Here is a 19146-nt window from a genome sequence, read left to right as displayed (position 1 = left end):
TCCAAAAAATAAGTTCTCAAATATGCCGCACAGTCTATAAGATTTTGAAAATGATTACTGCGTTATTTCTCTGAATCAATTCGGCAATTCATGATCTCAGATTCAAAGCTTTCCCAATCTCGATTGTTCTGAGTAATAACTTCTACGCGATTATCTATACTTTCTTCACCCGATTTATAATTTAAATTTTCAGGATTAAAGTTAAACGTCATCCAGCCTTGATTGGTATTAAAAATACCTTTAATACGAAGCCAATCTTTCTGCTCGCAAAGTACATCTAAAAGATCATAAAAGTCGAATTGCCAACGCTTTGAAAATTTCCACCCTGCAACAGTATAACCATTCGATGTTTCTACATAATGATAAGGTAATTGCTTAATCACAGGTAAATCATCGGTTGGGCGCAATTGCTTTTGAATATGAATCAAAGGCACAATTTTTCGTTCAATACCTTGGTGTGGAAGATCAATTGTTTCAAGTAAAATATTGCCCTGCTCTGACATTAACCACTGTTGAATATAAGCAACATAATCTTTTTTAAATTGACCAAGTACAATTTGATCAGACTCTGTCATGAGATCAGCATGTGAGATGACAATAATTTGTGCAGCTTTAAGTTGATCTTGATATAGATCCTGTTGCGTCCAATCGTGATCGTGTAAACATGAGCCATCAATCACTGTAACCAATGCTCGCATGTTAATTTGAGCCTGCCAATGTGGTTCTGTGAGTTGTTCTAAAAGCTGTGCAGGATGTCCTAAACCTGTCGGTTCGATAAATAATCGATCAGGTTGTTTTTCTTGGATCAGTCGCGATAAAGCGATTTGCATCGGTAATTGCCCCGCACAACATAAGCACCCTCCGAGTAACTCTTTCACTTCATAACCTGAATCTTGCGGCAAGAGTTGCTGGTCTACGCCAATCTGACCAAATTCATTCATTAATATTGCCCAAGTTTCACCGTCAGGCTTTTGTTTTAATAATTGTTGTAATAGCGTTGTTTTTCCTGCACCTAAAAATCCTGAGATGATATGAGTTTTGACGTTTTTTTGAGAAATAATATGCACAGATACGACTCAGCTAAATGAAGGACTAACTTTTAAAAAGCATTTTCTAATCGCTATTGTTGAGATTTTTACAGCAAGATCAAGCTTTCCATCTACTTTATGAATTAAATCTAACTTTATCATCTTAAATACAAATCAACAACTTCATTAAAAACAGCATTGATTGTTTAATTCAAGTAAAAAAACAGTTCATTTATTCATCTATTTTTCATATTTTCATACACTTTTTATAGTCAATATCGGTAATTTATTCACAATATTCTTACACAGCCTTAGCATTTGTCTTAAACACGTAACTCAAACTGTTTCGCTTTGTTGATAAGGTTGCTGAACTTTTATCCAGCATTTAGCATTGTTCTACTTCCTGAGACGCTAGTAATGCATTTAAAACTCATTGCTACACAACAGGTTTTGATAGAAACGATACACATTTAATTTAATGAATTAAGGATGCCACCATGAAACTCGTTAAAACACTTTTAGCTACTACACTTGCTATAACTGCATTTTCTACATTTGCAGCTTCAGACAAAACTGCTGAACAAGCTGAAAGAGTTATTGTATCAACTCAGGAGCAAGCATCTGATGTTACTCCAGCAGCAGATTCAACTACAGCTGCGCAACCTACAACAGAGAGTGGTGCTGAAGCACCTACAACATCTGCGCCACAAGCAGGTCAGTAATTCATTATAAAATAATGAATGAGTTAAAATGATTTTTAAGTGATGAATATTATTTTCCTCCAAAGATAACAATCAATCACTGAATCAAGATTTTAAATGCTGCTTAAAATTAAAAAAAGACTGTATCTGTGCTGAGATACAGTCTTTTTTACTGGCTGTTCATTTTATGAAATTCATTTTTTTTAACCATAATTAACAATAAACTTGAGATAAATCTGGGAGAGGTTTGGATATAGTCTGATAAATTTTGAAATAATTTTACAACTAGTGAAACGGAAAGAGTTGGAGTTAAAACCACGCTTCTTTTTAAGAAATTACAAAGTTATCAACGACGATCGAAGTTAAAAAAGCTTCGATTAACATCATTAAATTGATTAAAATAAATGACCTAAATTAAGCATTAAGTTATCTTATTAAAACGTAAGAAGAAGCTCAGGCAGACTTTTTAAAGAATAATGATTCAAACAAATTCACCCGAAAATTAAACCCTATAAACTCAATATAATTTATAGGGTTCAAAATATCTGTTAAAACAACAGAAGTTTTTAATACTTTTTAAAGCGAATTAACTATGTGATGTTTTTTTATAAATACTGCATGAAGGGTGATGGCTATCTTGCAAACGGGCAACTTTACGATGCTCCGCTGCTTCAAAACGACAACGCTTCCAATCATTATCGATATTTAATGACGGAATCTGTTTTGGTTTACCATTTTCATCCACAGCGACCATGGTGAAATAACAACTATTGGTATGACGCACAGTACGTTTTTGAATATTTTGGGCTTCTACGCGAATACCAATTTCCATTGAAGTACGTCCAACATGATTGACACATGCAAGAAAAGTCACTAATTCGCCAACATGAATTGGCTCTTTAAAATTGACTTTATCGACAGAAAGGGTCACCACATAACTACCTGAATAACGGCTCGCACATGCATAAGCAACTTGGTCAAGAAGTTTAAGGATGGTTCCACCATGCACATTGCCTGAAAAGTTTGCCATGTCAGGCGTCATTAAAACAGACATCGCTAATTCTGATTGATCATCTGTAGCTTGCATCATTTGATCTAATGGAGACATCGTATTCTAGACTCGATTGGGACAGGAGATTGATATCTATTATTATATATCTTTTCAGCTAAAAAACATGCTTAATTCGGCAATTGCCCATTTGTGAAATTGATGATTTTAGATGTGTCATTTATTTGAAATATATCGTATTGAATAATTATGATTATTCACTCTTATTCAGCATTTCTGCAGCAATGTTGTCATAGTAAAATATCTGCTTATCCGATACTTTATGCAAAATTTCGTAAGAATGATCTGAGTTAATTCTTGTAATCTCAAAAATAACATTGGGTTGTGTTGCGATTTTAACTTTTTCACCAATTTCAAATTTACGCATCATTTATCTCAAAACTCCTGTAAAGCGATAAAAAGTTGTGTTTTCTATTATTATAAATAACTGTATTAAAACAACATAACTATAATAATAATTTAACAAATGATAAACTTATATTTATGAATAAATTGAATTAAATTTATTTTGCATTTTTTAACAATATTTTCAAGATGAATCAATACCACAACACGTTATTAAATAGCATTGTTCAAAACGAACAGATGAATTTAAATCAAAACTTATGTTATCTATTCATTCATTGAATAAATATTTAATTTAAAACACGATATTGTTGCGATTGCTCCTGACTATTTTTCTTACTACTAATCACAACATCTAAATCATGGATACGTAAATTTGCAGCGTCTATACCTGCACGCATTGTATCTTGACGACCTTTAACATCAAAAATATGAGCTTTTTCACGTAAATCAGGTTGAATGACAATATCGGCATTTTTAAGCTCTTCCGCAGCTAGTTTATTTTGCATAATATTGATATTCTGATTAAACAATCCCCATACATTGGTCGTTTCAGTATTTTCTGGCTGCGCCAAAATATCTACTGCAATCACGATATCAGCACCCAATTCTTTAGCAATATTGACTGGAACTGGACTCACTAAACCACCATCGACATATTCTTTACCTTGAATCGTAGTCGGCGTAAACATACTCGGAATAGATACCGATGCACGAACAGCTTGGCCAGTATTGCCATAATTAAAAATTGTGCGCTGACCATTTTTTAGCTCGGTTGCAACAACATACATCGGAATTTTCATCTTATCTAATGGTGTTTGACTGACTTGTTTATTGACATAGTCTTCAACTTTTTGACCGTCAAAAAAACCTTTCATGCCAATTTTAAAATCACGTACATCACCAACCTTCATGTTCAAAGCGATTTGACGTAATTCTTCCGCAGATTTCCCACTGGCATAGATTGAACCGACAATACTACCTGCACTTGTCCCCACAATAAAATCAGGTTTAATACCATGTTGCTCAAGCACTTCAATTACGCCAATGTGTGCATAACCACGTGCGCCACCACTCCCTAAAACGAGGGCAATTACTGGTTTTTTATTAGTCGCGTATTTATATTGATAAAAACTTTTTTCTAACTTTGATGATGCTTCTGAAATTTTAACGGGCATTGCTGTTGTAAGTTGATTATCTTTTACAGGTGAATGTGTGCAAGCCATTAAAGACAGACCACATAACAAAGTCGCTAAAAGTTTATTTAACAATGATATCAATCCAAATAAATAGTGAAGCGAAATGAGAGAATATATAAGCACAATTTACATTTTTTTGCTGTTGTATTTACTTAATCTGTCACGTATTTATTCTATTCAGGGTTTAATTTTCCTTAAAAAAACAAAAGGGATATGCCAGTTTTTTGAGTTTTTATAAAGTTAAACTCTACACGCGATTGATGTGCATAAATAAAAAGTTGCAATATTTTCAGTATTCCAATGCTAGTTTAAATATATTATTTTCTGATCATCAATAAAAAAAAGAGCCAGTTTAAATACCGGCTCTTAAAATTTAAAACATCGTTAAGCAATGAATTTTAAAACAAGTTGGATCACAGTTGCATTAATCAAATCGACAAAAAATGCGCCACATAACGGTACAATCAAGAATGCTTTGTGTGAAGGTCCATACATATTGGTAATGGCTTGCATGTTAGCAACCGCTGTTGGTGTTGCCCCCATACCAAATCCACAATGCCCTGCTGATAATACAGCTGCATCATAATTTTTACCCATCACACGGAAAGTTACGAAAGCAGCATACAAAGCCATCGTTAATGTTTGTGCGCTCAGAATAATCACCAATGGTCCTGCAAGATCTGCCAGTTGCCATAATTTGAGTGATAACAATGCCATTGCCAAATACAGTGAAAGTGCAGCATTACCAAACACATCAATTGCACGATCAAACATTTTTACTCGGACAATGCTTTCCAATACATTGCGAAGAATTACACCACCTGCAAGCGCCCATACGAATGTAGGTAGCTCAAACCACTGCCCCTTACTAAATCCTGTCATAAACTCTGCAAACGCTAAACAAGCCGCAAATAAGCCAAGTGTGGTGATGGCATTGTCTGCTGTAATTAAACGAACCTGATGCGGATATTCAAATGGAACATATTCACCCAGTTCAGTTGTCGCATTTTGGTTAGTTTGATCTACTTCATTTTTTGTTTTAGGATTTGATAATTGATATCGGTTAATGAGTAATTTGGCTAAAGGGCCACCAATAATTCCACCAATAATTAAACCAAACGTTGCACTCGCCATGCCCAATGCTAAAGCACCTTGGATACCATGCTGAGTTTCTAGGATTTCACCCCAAGCCCCTGCTGTACCATGACCACCAGTAAGCGTAATAGAACCTGCAATTAAACCAATTAAAGGATCTAACCCCATAATTGTGGCTAAGCCTATTCCAACAAAATTTTGCACCATAATAAAAGAGGCGACACAAATAAGGAATATGACTAAACCAAATCCGCCTTCTTTAAGTTTTGCGAAGTTCGCACTTAATCCAATCGATGCAAAAAATATCAACATAAAACTGGTTTGCAATGCGTTACTGGTGGTAATGCTAAATCCCCAAAAGCTATGTACCAGTAGTGATACAACTGCCGCAACCAAGCCTCCAGCTACAGGTTCTGGAATATTATATTTACTTAGAAAATCAATTTTATTGACTAAAAACCGTCCAAGCAAAAGTACAATAACCGCTGCAATGAGCGTATAGAAAGCATTAAAAGTAAATTCCATGGTAAGTATCCCAACGGTAAAATACCTTTTGTCCTATATTTGAATGATCTTAATTTGATAACAACATCTGAGTTTGATGTGTGATTTAAGAAAATTAAACGTAAACGAAAGATAAAGAATAAAAATTTTCAAATAGTGAAAACTAAAAAAGTATAACAGGATTAAAAATAAGCGAGCTAACGGTTAACGGAAAGGCTATGTTCGAGAAACTTCAAAAAATGAAAATACAAAATTTTGCTCCTTTTACAGATAAAAGATCGTTTCACTAAATAATCAGAAAAAACAAAACTAAAGAATAAATGAATGGTGATCAGTGTATAACTTTTCAAAATGATGATCATTACTTTATCTTTTTAAAAAGTATTGTGCTTTAAAAAGAGCAGACATTATCCAGTTTTTTTTTTAAATGTCTTTATTTTTTTACAATTTTATTTGGCTTATTTCAAAGGTTTTAACATTTATCTTTGAGACGAATTATTATAATCAATAAAAAAACCGAGGAATAATCCTCGGTTTTTTTATCGTAAATACGTTCTCAAATTAGAAGTTGTATTTCGCCATTAAACCAATACGGTTATCTTTGAAAGACTGACCTGCAAAAGTTTCACGTTTACCATTTACATATTCAACACCAAGATCAATTGGTTTAGCTGGTGAATAAATCACATTTAACCAAGCTTGTTGAACTTTTTCATTTGCTGCTTGGTTGGCTTTTGCAAAATCAGTGCTGTCATCTGCTAAAAGTGTGCCGTAAGCTAATGTAGAACGTAAGTTAGGTAAGATTTTATAAGTACCACCGACTTGAAGCGCAGTAAATTCATTCTGTTCAATATCACCATTTACAACAGAAAATGCATTGTTGCTGCCGTATAAATAGTTGCTGTTACCCACAACATAAGATGCGTCAGCAAAAACTTTTAATGGATCTGATATCTTAAAGTCAGTACCTAAAGCCAAACCCCAACCTGTTTTACTGTCTTCAGCTGCATCTGACTTATAGTTTTCAACCAATAAACGACCAGAAGCAGAACCTTTACCATCTGCATAAGACTGAGCAAGTTTCGCAGTTAATACTGGTAAGCTATATTTAATCGTAGTCCCTGCACTATTACCTTCTTCAGCAGCAACCAAAAGTTTAGTTGTTGGCGCTAAAGCATATGAATAACGTACTTGAGGAATACGAGTTGTACCACCACCAATGTTAGTTGCAAAGTCAATCATTTCAGGCGCATGGCTAGAAAGGAAGTTAGACGTTGTTTGACCAAATAACCAGTTGTTATAAGTTAAATAAGCATGACGAATACGTAAATTCTCATTTGCGCCGTTGCCTGCAAAATCAACTTCAACTTTACCGCCAACTTTTGCATCGCCAACAGGTGTATTAAAATCTAAACCGATACGAGTCGTTTTAGCAGTAGCACGAAGTTTGTCTTCTACTGATTTTGTGTCTGGTCCTCCAACTTTACTAACAGCGTTGAAGTCATCATCAGCACCTTCAATGATGTAGTTTGCATCACCACGGACAAAACCATAAATATTGATATCAGCACCAGATTTAGACTTTAAACCTGCCGATGGCGCAGAAGCTTGAGGTTGCGCAGCAACTTGTGCAAGGCGAACTTGTTGCTGTTGTTGAACTTGCTGTTGTTGCTGAAGTAAGGTTTTTAATTCTTGTACTTCGTTACGTAATTGTTGAATTTCTGCGCTGTCAGTAGCAGCATGCGCAGTACTTACCATTAAAGCGGTTACAGTTAAAGCTAAGCTTTTAATAATAAATGACTTGCGCTTGTTGATTAGACTCATGAAATACTCCTAGTCTTATTTATGTTGTGCATCCGTACAATTTGATTTTTTAACCCCAATACTTGCTAAAAAATCAATCTTTTTGTTTTCATCTGTAGTCGTTCAACCACCACATTCAAAAACATTGCACTTTGTATGCCTGCTGTTGGATTATGAAAGCGTTGAAACTAAGTTAAAAGCTAAAAGTAACAATTTGTGTATAGTTGTTACATCGTTGTAATCTAGCCTAACTTAAGCTCTTTATTAAATCAGTTTTACCGAATAACAATTTGTTTTCAATTCTTTTTTCAGATTAGCATTTCTATAATCGTTATATAATCTATGGCTTAGCAAAATTATTTAAAAATGAATATTTCACTTATAAGACTATCGTATATAGTCTAAAAAACAGAAAAAACCATATCACAAGGACTTTTTATGCTTTCCAAACAAATTCAAGCAGTCGATCAAGCCATTACTGGACGTCATTCCGTCCGTGCTTATCTAGATAAAGCAGTCGAAAAACACATTATTCAAGATATTTTAAATGTCGCAAGCCGTGCTCCATCGGGAACAAATACCCAACCTTGGAAAGTTTATGTCCTCACTGGAGTAAAACGCCAAGAAATGATTGATCGTGTTTGTGCGGCACAAATTGAATTATTCACCAAGCCTGAATTGACAGACCAATACCAAGAAACGTTTCCCTATTATCCTGAAACTTGGATTTCACCATTTATTGACCGTCGTCGTGAAAATGGCTGGGGTTTGTACGGACTACTCGGTATTCAAAAAGGTGAAAAGGAAAAAATGGCAGCGCAACAACTGCGTAATTACCAAATTTTCGATGCACCAGTGGTGTTATTTTTCACCTTGAATAAAATTATGGGCGTGGGTTCAAAAATGGATGTTTCTATGATGATTCAAAATGTCATGATCGCAGCCAAAGCCCGTGGTTTAGACACATGCCCACAAGCAGCATGGAATCCGTTCCATTCTATCGTCATGGATGTGCTTGCTGCACCAGATGACGAAGAACTGGTATGTGCAGTTGTATTGGGTTATGCAGACCCAGATCACATCGTGAATACCTTCATAACCCCACGTGAACCTGCAGAAAACTTTACGGTTTACTTAGATTAAATTTTTTTCAATTCGATAGAATATAAGCAAAGGTAGAATAACTTTGCCTTTGCTTATATTTTTAAATGTTTTTGTACCAAGCTCTCTGTAGAGTCCTACTCAACAATTTAATCCTCTAATCAATAAAAACGGCATATCTAGGCAATCACAATAGAAAATTGCTATTCTCAATAAGTGTTGGCAAAGGCTATTTCTTAGATGCAGACTATAATCATTTTGGATTCGTACAGATCGATTTAAAGCCTAATAAATATTAAAAATAAGCGACGGAATAAGTTACTTAAATCATCAATACAATCATTCAAAGTCTAAAATATGCTAAGTTACATAGGGCATTTTAAATACTTGAGTTCGCATGACTGTACGCTTTTTTCATACATCCGACTGGCATCTAGGACAATTCTTCTATAACCATTCCCGTCAGTTTGAACATGAACAATTTTTAGCGTGGTTATTGCTCCAAATCAAAGAAAAACAACCACATGCCTTATTCATAGCAGGTGACATTTTCGATGTGATTAACCCTGCATCTGCTGCACAAAAACAACTCTATCAATTTCTTGCAGATGCACATGACATTGCCCCACATATGCAAACCCTGATGATCGCAGGTAATCACGACTCAGGTTATCGCATTGAACAAGTTGAACCATTACTTGAAAAGTACAATGCAAAAACAGTCGGTGTCATTCATAAAAATACAGATGGACAAGTTGATTTAGAGCGTTTACTTGTACCCATTTATGATGAAAATAAGAAAATTATTGCATGGTGTTTAACACTGCCTTTTCTACGCCCTGCAGAAATTACCGGCTTTAATGAGCAAACCACCAATAGTAAAAATGCAATTGCATATTTACATCAGCAACTCATTTCAGCAGCTAAAAATAAAAAATCGGATGACCAAGCGCTGATTCTCATGTCACATGCCCACATGCAAGGTGGTGAAACTTCTGATTCAGAGCGTCCGATTATTATTGGTAATGAAGAAGCTCTGTCTACGACTTTATTTGATGATGTGATTGACTATGTTGCCCTCGGACATTTACATAAGCCGCAAAAAGTCGGTCAAGAGCATATTCGCTATAGTGGTTCACCAATCCCTTTGTCTTTTAGTGAAATAAACTATAAACATCAAGTCATTGAAGTCACTATCGATCCGACTGAAATAGATGATTCACGTTTTAAATTCGAAACATTGCCGATTCCTCGTAGTGTGCAACTGCACAAAATTAAAGGCGAATTAAATGAAGTGTTTGCCAAATTAAAAGCTTTGTCCAGTGGGGAAATTGACAATATTGATCATCGTGAATACGTCGATATTGAGTACCATACCGATGTACCACCACAACCAAATTTAAGACAACAGTTTGAAGATGCTTTGCCAAAAGGTCGTTATCGTCTCGTGCGAATTTCACGACAATATTTAGCTTCAGAAAAAAATGACGATAGTGCCGCACAAATGAGTTTAGAGCCGCCCACACCTGAAAAATTATTTCAGCAAATTTGGGATAAACAAGGTTATTCGAATGATGATGCAGTACTAAAAGACTTTTTAAGTTTGGTACAAGAAGTAGAAAAATCACTTGAAAATGAACACGAGGTTTAGAGAGTTGCCATGAAAATTTTATCTATTCGCATAAAAAACTTGGCTTCTCTTTCTGGTGAGCATTTTATAGATTTTGAATCTGAGCCTTTGGCATCTGCTGGTTTAGTTGCCATTGTCGGGAAAACAGGTGCGGGGAAATCGACTATTTTGGATGCAATGTGCCTCGCTCTGTTTAATAAAATTCCCCGTTTAAAAGACAGTGATGGCAAACTCACCGATGTCGATGGTTCTGAGCTTTTAACCAATTCACCACTGACTGTATTACGTCGTGGCACAGCGCATGGTTTTGCAGAATTATGTTTTGTCGCTCAAGATCAGAAACATTATTTAGCTCGTTGGGAATTAAAACGTTCACGTGAAAAAGCCGATGGAAAACTGCAAAGTGTGCAACGCTATTTAAAATGTCTAACAGATGGTGTAGTGGTTGCAGATAAAGCTAAATCTGTTGATAGCGCTATTTATAAAATTACTCAATTGAGTTTTGAGCAATTTACCCGTGCTGTGCTTTTGGCACAATCCGAAGTGACAGCATTTTTAAAAGCCCGTGATACTGAGCGTGGCGAGCTTTTAGAATATCTAACCAACTCTTCTATTTTTGGCAAAATTGGGCAGTTGGCGTATGAAAAAACCAAATTAGTTACCTCTAAACGTAAAGAATTAGAAAATTTACTCGGTCATGTAGATATTTTATCTGAAGAACAAGTCGCTGAATTATCAACTCAATTTCAACAAATTGATGCTGATTATCAAAAGCTTGAAGCTGAAAAATTACAGTTAAATTCCAAACAACAATGGTTTGAACGTAAGCAAAAAATTGACAATGAAATCATTCTAAAACAACAACTTGTAGATACACAACAATACACTCAGAAAAACTTACAGCCTGAACAAGAACGTCTAAATCGTTTGGAAGTATTTTCAGAGATTCGTTCTAGTGTTTTTCAACAGCAACAATTGCTTAAAAATGAGCAACAACTTTCACCACAACTTCAGCAACAGCAACCACTTTTCGATCGTTTATTTACACAATTTAAAACTGAAGAATCACAGTTTAATCAGGCAGAAACAGCTTTAACTGAACTGCAAAACTTTGAAAACATACATCGTGAACCACTCAATGAAGTCCGTAAATGTATTCAAGAGCGTGATTTTATTGGTGTAGAATTTAAGAAAACTCAAACTAAGTTGAATGATTTAGAACAATCAAAAATACCTTTATTAAACCATCAACAGCAACTAGAACAACAGATCCAACAAATAACACGACAGTCGGAATCAATAAAACTGCAGCTTGTAGACTCACAGCAATTTTCAAGTTTAGATAAAGGTTTATCTGCACATTTACAACAATTAAGAAACTTTATTCAGCAATATCAAGCCATTGAAAATCAATTGGGTCATTTAGTTCTGACTGAAAACAAACTCAATACACAAAAAATTGAGCTACAGCAATCGATTGAACAGTTTGGAACAATTGAACAACTTGAAATTCAAATTGAGCAAATGCGCCAACAACGTGACTTGAAAATCAATCAACGCAATCAACTAGATTTTATTCAGCAAAAGCTCAAACAATTTTTTGAATTACAAAATGAACTGCAACAATTAAATGTGAAATTAAAAACAGCAACAGAACAATTTCAACAACTTAACAATTCAACTCAAGATGCTGAACAAAACTTTTCATCTGCTCAGAGTGAACGTTTAAAATTGCAAGAAATTTTACAACAACAACGTTTATTACATGCTGAAAATATTGAACATTTACGTTCAGAACTGAAAGATGGAGAAGCATGTTTAGTTTGTGGCAGTACAACTCACCCATATGAAACGGATGATTCTGCACTATCAAAAGCACTATTTGAATTGCAACAGCAACAAGAAAAGCAAGCGATATTGAAAGAACAAGAATTTTTAAAAATTTGGCAAAATTCACAGCAAAATTTAACCAAATTAAATGCAGAGTTAGATCAATTTGGAATATCCATTTCAGGCATTACAGAAAAACTAGCGCTACATAAAAATGACTTAACTCTCCAATTTAAAACACTGAATTTAGAAATTGATTTTGCACAGTCTCAACTCGAAATTACTACACAATTAAATAAATTTACTAATCAATTTCAGCATGATATTCAACAAATGGGAACACAACTTGGTCAGTTAATACAAGCCAATAAAGACCAACTTCAATGGGTTCAAAACATTCAGCAAGCTGAACAAATACTGAACACGGCGAAAAACCTACACAATCAAGTTCAGCATATTGTGAATTGTCTCTCTGAATCCGAACAAACAGTATGGCATCAACATAGTTCAACCTCCGCACAAAATATATTGAATCGCTTAAATTCTCGTGCTCAACAACTTGAGCAAATCGAGGTCTTAGCCAAGCAACTCGATCAACACTCTCAGCAGTTCAATACCGTTAAACTAAACATTACAAATACGGCTCAACATATTACTGAAACAACGCATAACTTGAATGAAATTAAGTTAAAAGGTCAGCAGAATACAGATACAGCAAATCAACTAATTCAGCAAATGACAGGTTTGCTAGATGTTAAGCCTAATGAGTGGTTGATTCAGCATGATCAGCAGCGTCAGCTAACTCAAAGTCATTATCAGCAACTCAAGCATAGTTTTGAATTATTACGCAATCAATTTGAGCAAGAAAGAAATCAGCTTGAACAGCTCAAAGCGCAGTTACAGCAAAATCAGAACAGTACTAATCTAGTGAAGAATGATATTCAACAATGGCTAATACAACATACCGATTTTCAATTGCAAGATTTAGATATTTTGGCTCAAATTAGTCCTGCTCAAGAACAGCAAATTCGCCAACAATTACAGAGTGCGGAACGCTTATTCAATGAAGCCAGTGCTGCATTAAAAACGATGCAAGAACAATTGGCTGAACACCTTACTCATCAACCTGAAATCGATTTAGCACAGTTACAACAGATGATTTTAGATCATGCAGAGACCTATAAAAATCAAATTGAAATTCGCGATCAACTCAAACTTAAAATTGAATTACATCAACAAAATGTAGCAAAGCATAAGCAATTTGCAGATCAAATTGAGCAAGTACAATTTGAAGAACATCGTTGGGGCAAAATTTCTGGGTTAATGGGCGATGCGACTGGGAAAAAATTCCGTGATTATGCACAACAATTTAATTTAGATATTTTACTAGAACATGCTAATCAACAACTGGCTATGCTGTCACAGCGTTATACCTTAAAGCGTTTGGAAAACTCACTCAGTCTTGCAATTATTGACCATGACATGGATGGTGAAATTCGCTCAGTGGCTTCACTTTCGGGTGGAGAGTCTTTCTTAACTGCCCTAGCCTTATCCTTGGCGATTGCTAATATGGCATCGGGTTCTATGAAAATTGAATCTTTATTTATTGATGAAGGCTTTGGGACATTAGATGCATCATCTTTACACATGGTCATGAATGCATTGGATCAATTACAGAATCAAGGTCGTAAGGTTGTACTGATTTCACATATTCAAGAAATGCATGAACGCATTCCTGTACAAATTCAGGTTCGCCCTTTGGGTGCAGGTGCAAGTACTATTGAAGTGGTGAGTTGAATTTTTCACTCACTAAGCAGCTTATATCTATTTAAATTTTGGCATATGCCGCTTAAGCTACATTATAAATATCATTTGTTCCAAGATAAGAACTTATACCTTCCAAATGTCATGCAATATAAATCTGATAAAGAAGTGCTGAAATAGCACTTCTTTATGTATGTTAAAAATTAACGATCTGCTGGGAAAGCATTCGGTGCTGGTGCATATTTATTCACTGGTTTTGCTTCATCCTTTGGGGCTTCTAACTCATAAACCACAGTTCCAATAATCCCTGCATTTTGAATAGAACCATTATCTGAATTTGCAGCATAGGAATCTTCAGGCTTGCTAAAAGTAAATGAAGCCACAGCATCGGCGCTCTTACGGAACCCTTCAATTCTCAAAGAATCATGTGCATTTAGCACATAACCAGAATTACCACGAGACGCTGTACTTCCATTAATCACATCAACACCATCAACACTGGCAACAATTTCAAAAGTCTTGCTGGTATTATTTTCATATTGTAATTGATAGCTTCTTCCTTCACGCCCTTCCAAATAATAACTTTGCCCTACGCGATATATAGGAATACTGTTGCCACGATCATCCACTACAGAAAAACTTACTTTCCCACCTGCAATCGAAATGGCATTTACTGACTTACCTTTATAATTTTTATCTGCATATTGAACCAATACTTCAGCCAGTGGTGTATCGGATTTTCGCTTTAAATCCACTTCTGTCGTATGTGAGCTAATTTCATCACCCCACTTCGTGCCCAATTTTTCATCAGCAGCAACATCATTATTCGCCGCTTCGGCTGCAGCATCCGTAGTCGTTGCTTCAGAATGCGATACATCGCTTGGACTTTCCTTTTTACTACAAGCAGCAAGGAATAGACAAAGTAAGATACATAGTAAATAACTTATTTTATTCATAATTTCACCTTTTATTTTAAATATAGAAATTTTTTCAAAATATGCAGCAAGAGTATTTTGAATATAGTGTGTTTAAATTTTTAGACTATTATCGAAAGATACGTTATATGGCATTGTCATCTTTAACAATCGAGATTTATTGTTTATTTGTAATAATATAACATTACCTTACTGTGGGTAAGTATCCTTTGCATAAAAGCTTGCGACATTTGGATTTTATCATAAAAAATCAGATATTCCATATTCGAAGAAATATCTGATTTTTGTTACTTAAACACTAATTTCGACCATTAATAAAATCATTAGGTTTTAAATTTAATGATCGGCAGGGAATGCATTAGGCGCAGGAGCATAGGCATCATTTGAGTTTTTTGCTGGATAAAACTTTGGCGCTTTCAGCTCATAAACCACTGTGCCAATAATGCCTGTATTTTGAATCGAACCGCTCGCTGAATGAGCAGCATAAGAGTCTTTCGGCTTACTAAATGTAAATGAAGCGACTGATGAATTACTCTTTCTAAAACCTTCAATTGCAAATGAACTAAAAGGTCGTAAGACATAACCACTATTAGAACGTGAAGCTTTGCTACCATCTAAAACGTCTAAGCCATCTACACTTGCAACAATTTCAAAGGTTTGATTACTGCTATTTGAATAACGTAATTGGTAACTTTGACCATCTTGTGCAGATAAATAATAATTTTGACCTTCTCTATATAACGGCAAAATTCGACCACGATCATCAATTATAGAAAAACTAATTTTCCCTGCTGCCAAAGAAATACTGTTAATACTACGTCCTGAAAATTGCTTACTTGCATAGCGAATTTGGCTTTCGTCTACAGGGCTATGACTTAAACGTTTTAAATCGATTTGGGTCACATGCGAACTGACATCATCCCCCCATTTCGTCCCTAAACGCTCATTAGCCTGTACTCTATTTTGTGTTGCAGCGGCACTTGCTGATGTTTTCGATGACATTGATGAGGATGATTGTGCTCCTTTTGATGTAGAGGCATATTCAGCTTCTGAAGCAGTTGAATCTTCTGATGAAGATTCTGTTGAATACTGCGCCGTACTACATGCACTCATCAAAGTACAGAGAAATAACCACAACAAAATTTTAGATTTATACATGTTCAATATCCAATTATTAGAATGGTGAATGATATTGACCATAGTATAAATAATTTAATCGCTGTTATTCGTTGAGAATTGTTGGATATATTTTCAATGACCTATTTTCGATTCATTCAAAATAGGTCAAAAAATTGATCACATACTATTTTTATTCCTGCATCGGTCTTAACGTTAATATCTGCTCACTACGCCCAAAAGGACCTTGAATATCATGTAGTATCGAACTAGACAAACCTATTCCATCTGAACCATATTGCTGAACAGCTTCTATTCCTAACCATTCACCTTGTGGCATCCGATATAAATGAATCTGCAAATCTAAATTTGGAAAGCCCCATTCAAAAGGTCGATTCTGCCTAGGCACAACGCCATTCGCCATGTCAGACATACAGACTAAGCGAACAAATGGTGATGCATGTTGCCCTTCCACCATATCAACTTTTGTTTTTAACCAAACTAAACCTTTACCATTTCGATGTGAATTTGAGCGTGCTTCAATGGTTTTAGTATATTGCCCTCGCCATTGATGTATTCCATCAAAAATTGGCATATGTTCAGGTGATTCCACCACGGTATCTTCTAAACCAACAATTGCAGAAGTATCAGAAGTCATCATACGCCAAGTATGTGCAACCACTAAAGTTTTACCTTGACCGCGCATCGTCGATTCAATTAATTCAATGGTTTTCCCCGCACGGATGATTTGAGTGGTAATTTCAATTTCGCCCAAAGCAATCAAACCATAAATATCTAAACTAATTCGTCCAATACGCATATTTTTACGTGGAAAAAACTGCTCTAACTCAGCACAAATCACACCTGTCGCTGGCGACATATGTTGCTCATTCGGATTCCATGCCCCTTGAGCATTCATAGTCGATTGATAACGTGCTGTGACCACACCCTGCGCATCTATTTCGCGGTGGATGAGTTGATAATATGCAGACATAAACTTCCCTGTAGCCTTTTAAAATGCTTTGAGCAATAAACTAACCAATCAGGGTTATTTTTGTACTGAACTTTAGTGGCATAGTCTATTATTCCCGTGCAATATGACCTCATGGGTTCTTAAATTTGCATTCAGACTATTTATTTGTCATGTAAAAAACAGACTAAACTATTATTTTAAAATTATTTTGAATAGTCTCTTGCGCCAAACAAAGCCGTGCCAACACGAACCATGGTTGATCCTGCCGCAATCGCCTCGACCATATCTCCAGACATGCCCATACTTAAAGTATCCCAATCTTCTGGATGATTGTGTTGCGCTTTTACATTCTCAAATAAGGCTTTTGCATCTGTAAAAGCTTGGGAATGATTCGGAGCAGGAATCACCATCAAACCACGTAATTTTAAATGGGGTAATTGGCTAATCTGTGCCACCAATTCTGCAACTTCATTCGGCTGACAACCATCTTTACTGTCTTGTGCATCAATATTCACTTGTAAACAAATATTTAACGGTACTTGAGCCGATTCACGCTGCGCAGATAAACGTTCTGCAATAATTAAACGATCAACTCCATGCACCCAAGCAAACTTCTCTGCTAAAAGCTTGGTTTTATTGCGCTGTACATGCCCAATAAAATGCCATTCGATTGCTAAATCTTTCAACGCTTCAATCTTCTCTAAAGCTTCTTGTAAATAGTTTTCACCAAACGTACGCTGTCCTGTGGCATACATTTCTTTCAAAACATCACTTGGATGTGTTTTGGAAACTGCCAATAATTGAACTTCATTTATATTTCTATGTGCTGCTTGGCAAGCTTGATGTATCTGTTCTAACACCTGGTTTCGAACTTGATTTAGATCATTCATTGACACGGTACTCATTTCCAAAGAAATTCAGCTTCCAAGCGATTAAATTGTTGGTTATGCTGAGAGAAAGGCCTTATTATTCTACAAAATAAATAAGCAAATAGGTTTTTATTCGGGGATATTATGGATATTACAGAATTATTGGCGTTTTCCGTCAAAAACGGGGCATCAGATCTACATCTTTCAGCAGGCATGCCACCGATGATTCGCGTCGATGGCGAAGTACGTCGTATCAATTTACCAGCTATGGAACATAAGGAAGTTCATAAACTGGTGTATGACATCATGAATGACCGACAACGTCGTGACTTTGAAGAACAATTAGAAACTGACTTTTCATTTGAAATTCCTGGTGTTGCCCGCTTCCGTGTGAACGCATTCAACCAAAATCGTGGTGCAGGTGCTGTATTCCGTACCATTCCCTCTAAAGTATTAACGATGGAAGATTTAGGACTAGGTCAAACCTTTAAAACGATGTGTGAATTACCTCGTGGCTTAGTGCTTGTGACAGGTCCTACTGGTTCTGGTAAATCAACGACTTTGGCTGCAATGATCGATTTCATTAACGACAATCGTTATGACCATATTTTAACCGTCGAAGACCCTATCGAGTTTGTACATCAGTCTAAGAAATGTTTGATCAATCAACGTGAAGTCCATCGTGACACACATGGCTTTAACGAAGCACTGCGTTCAGCACTACGTGAAGACCCAGATATTATTCTTGTCGGTGAGATGCGTGACCTTGAAACTATTCGTTTGGCGCTCACTGCTGCTGAAACAGGTCACTTGGTTTTTGGAACACTACATACCACTTCTGCGGCTAAAACCATTGACCGTGTGATTGACGTATTCCCTGCCGAAGAAAAAGACATGGTTCGTGCCATGTTGTCAGAATCTCTTCAAGCCGTTATTTCTCAAACGCTATTAAAGAAAAATGGTGGTGGACGAGTTGCTGCACATGAAATCATGATCGGTATTCCTGCCATCCGTAACTTGATTCGTGAAAATAAGGTTGCACAAATGTACTCAGCGATTCAAACGGGTGCAAATTACGGTATGACTACACTAGATCAAAGTTTAAAAACCTTGGTTGCTAAAGGTGTCATTAGCCCTCAAGTTGCACGTAACGTCGCCAAGCAACCAGAATCATTCTTATAATA

Annotated in this window: 15 protein-coding genes; 5 read left to right on the top strand and 10 right to left on the bottom strand. The window is 35.8% G+C overall.

Annotated features, from left to right (window positions below; translation table 11 throughout):
• Positions 1–62: 62 nt before the first annotated feature.
• Positions 63–1067 (bottom strand): CobW family GTP-binding protein, encoded by a 1005-nt coding sequence (locus tag ACG94X_RS05405; protein ID WP_419382719.1) that lies wholly within the window; start codon positions 1065–1067, stop codon positions 63–65.
• Positions 1068–1525: 458 nt separating this feature from the next.
• Between ACG94X_RS05405 and ACG94X_RS05400 the strand changes: the two genes are divergently transcribed.
• Positions 1526–1750, top strand: a complete 225-nt coding sequence (locus tag ACG94X_RS05400) for a hypothetical protein (protein ID WP_419382718.1) — start codon at positions 1526–1528, stop codon at positions 1748–1750.
• A gap of 565 nt (positions 1751–2315) precedes the next feature.
• Here the strand turns inward: ACG94X_RS05400 and ACG94X_RS05395 are convergent.
• From ACG94X_RS05395 to ACG94X_RS05375, 5 genes are all read right to left on the bottom strand, one after another.
• Positions 2316–2837: an acyl-CoA thioesterase gene (locus ACG94X_RS05395; RefSeq protein ID WP_419382717.1), complete on the bottom strand. Its 522-nt coding sequence runs from the start codon at positions 2835–2837 to the stop codon at positions 2316–2318.
• A 154-nt stretch (positions 2838–2991) separates the two neighbouring features.
• Positions 2992–3168, bottom strand: coding sequence for a hypothetical protein (locus tag ACG94X_RS05390; protein ID WP_419382716.1), 177 nt, complete (start codon positions 3166–3168; stop codon positions 2992–2994).
• A gap of 265 nt (positions 3169–3433) precedes the next feature.
• The gene (locus ACG94X_RS05385; protein ID WP_419382803.1) at positions 3434–4420 is read right to left on the bottom strand and encodes a patatin-like phospholipase family protein; all 987 of its coding nucleotides are present in this window, start codon (positions 4418–4420) and stop codon (positions 3434–3436) included.
• 306 nt (positions 4421–4726) lie between these two features.
• Complete coding sequence (gene gltS, locus ACG94X_RS05380; RefSeq protein ID WP_419382715.1) at positions 4727–5962, bottom strand: sodium/glutamate symporter; 1236 nt, start codon at positions 5960–5962, stop codon at positions 4727–4729.
• A 540-nt stretch (positions 5963–6502) separates the two neighbouring features.
• A complete protein-coding gene (locus tag ACG94X_RS05375) occupies positions 6503–7765 on the bottom strand; it encodes a DcaP family trimeric outer membrane transporter (RefSeq protein ID WP_419382714.1) in 1263 nt (420 codons plus the stop codon).
• A gap of 417 nt (positions 7766–8182) precedes the next feature.
• On the opposite strand from ACG94X_RS05375, the gene ACG94X_RS05370 reads away from it, so the two are divergent.
• From ACG94X_RS05370 to ACG94X_RS05360, 3 genes are all read left to right on the top strand, one after another.
• Positions 8183–8887 carry a nitroreductase gene (locus ACG94X_RS05370; RefSeq protein WP_419382713.1) on the top strand — a complete coding sequence of 235 codons (705 nt, stop codon included), beginning with the start codon at positions 8183–8185 and terminating at the stop codon, positions 8885–8887.
• A gap of 355 nt (positions 8888–9242) precedes the next feature.
• Positions 9243–10496 carry an exonuclease SbcCD subunit D C-terminal domain-containing protein gene (locus ACG94X_RS05365; protein WP_419382712.1) on the top strand — a complete coding sequence of 418 codons (1254 nt, stop codon included), beginning with the start codon at positions 9243–9245 and terminating at the stop codon, positions 10494–10496.
• Positions 10497–10505: 9 nt separating this feature from the next.
• Positions 10506–14102, top strand: coding sequence for an AAA family ATPase (locus ACG94X_RS05360; RefSeq protein ID WP_419382711.1), 3597 nt, complete (start codon positions 10506–10508; stop codon positions 14100–14102).
• Positions 14103–14272: 170 nt separating this feature from the next.
• Here the strand turns inward: ACG94X_RS05360 and ACG94X_RS05355 are convergent, their stop codons facing one another.
• The 4 genes from ACG94X_RS05355 to ACG94X_RS05340 form a co-directional block, all read right to left on the bottom strand.
• A complete protein-coding gene (locus ACG94X_RS05355; protein ID WP_419382710.1) occupies positions 14273–15025 on the bottom strand; it encodes a hypothetical protein in 753 nt (250 codons plus the stop codon).
• 315 nt (positions 15026–15340) lie between these two features.
• A complete protein-coding gene (locus ACG94X_RS05350) occupies positions 15341–16162 on the bottom strand; it encodes a hypothetical protein (RefSeq protein ID WP_419382709.1) in 822 nt (273 codons plus the stop codon).
• 151 nt (positions 16163–16313) lie between these two features.
• Positions 16314–17114, bottom strand: coding sequence for a thioesterase family protein (locus tag ACG94X_RS05345; RefSeq protein WP_419382708.1), 801 nt, complete (start codon positions 17112–17114; stop codon positions 16314–16316).
• Between the two features lie 182 nt (positions 17115–17296).
• Entirely contained in the window at positions 17297–17983 is a 687-nt protein-coding gene (locus ACG94X_RS05340; RefSeq protein WP_419382707.1) for a YggS family pyridoxal phosphate-dependent enzyme, read from the bottom strand.
• Between the two features lie 123 nt (positions 17984–18106).
• On the opposite strand from ACG94X_RS05340, the gene ACG94X_RS05335 reads away from it, so the two are divergent.
• Positions 18107–19144: a type IV pilus twitching motility protein PilT gene (locus ACG94X_RS05335; RefSeq protein ID WP_419382706.1), complete on the top strand. Its 1038-nt coding sequence runs from the start codon at positions 18107–18109 to the stop codon at positions 19142–19144.
• Positions 19145–19146: the final 2 nt, after the last annotated feature.

Source organism: Acinetobacter psychrotolerans, assembly GCF_048552595.1.
Classification (GTDB): Bacteria; Pseudomonadota; Gammaproteobacteria; order Pseudomonadales; family Moraxellaceae; genus Acinetobacter.
The sequence above is the reverse complement of the archived record's forward strand: the minus strand, read 5'-3'. Positions and strand labels throughout refer to the sequence as shown.

Bases quoted from the DNA above. Each gene is read 5' to 3' on its own strand.
- ACG94X_RS05400 (WP_419382718.1), top strand. From the start codon at position 1,526: ATGAAACTCGTTAAAACACTTTTAGCTACTACACTTGCTATAACTGCA.
- ACG94X_RS05395 (WP_419382717.1), bottom strand. From the start codon at position 2,837: ATGTCTCCATTAGATCAAATGATGCAAGCTACAGATGATCAATCAGAA.
- ACG94X_RS05390 (WP_419382716.1), bottom strand. From the start codon at position 3,168: ATGATGCGTAAATTTGAAATTGGTGAAAAAGTTAAAATCGCAACACAA.
- gltS (WP_419382715.1), bottom strand. From the start codon at position 5,962: ATGGAATTTACTTTTAATGCTTTCTATACGCTCATTGCAGCGGTTATT.
- ACG94X_RS05375 (WP_419382714.1), bottom strand. From the start codon at position 7,765: ATGAGTCTAATCAACAAGCGCAAGTCATTTATTATTAAAAGCTTAGCT.
- ACG94X_RS05370 (WP_419382713.1), top strand. From the start codon at position 8,183: ATGCTTTCCAAACAAATTCAAGCAGTCGATCAAGCCATTACTGGACGT.
- ACG94X_RS05365 (WP_419382712.1), top strand. From the start codon at position 9,243: ATGACTGTACGCTTTTTTCATACATCCGACTGGCATCTAGGACAATTC.
- ACG94X_RS05360 (WP_419382711.1), top strand. From the start codon at position 10,506: ATGAAAATTTTATCTATTCGCATAAAAAACTTGGCTTCTCTTTCTGGT.
- ACG94X_RS05355 (WP_419382710.1), bottom strand. From the start codon at position 15,025: ATGAATAAAATAAGTTATTTACTATGTATCTTACTTTGTCTATTCCTT.
- ACG94X_RS05350 (WP_419382709.1), bottom strand. From the start codon at position 16,162: ATGTATAAATCTAAAATTTTGTTGTGGTTATTTCTCTGTACTTTGATG.
- ACG94X_RS05345 (WP_419382708.1), bottom strand. From the start codon at position 17,114: ATGTCTGCATATTATCAACTCATCCACCGCGAAATAGATGCGCAGGGT.
- ACG94X_RS05340 (WP_419382707.1), bottom strand. From the start codon at position 17,983: ATGAATGATCTAAATCAAGTTCGAAACCAGGTGTTAGAACAGATACAT.
- ACG94X_RS05335 (WP_419382706.1), top strand. From the start codon at position 18,107: ATGGATATTACAGAATTATTGGCGTTTTCCGTCAAAAACGGGGCATCA.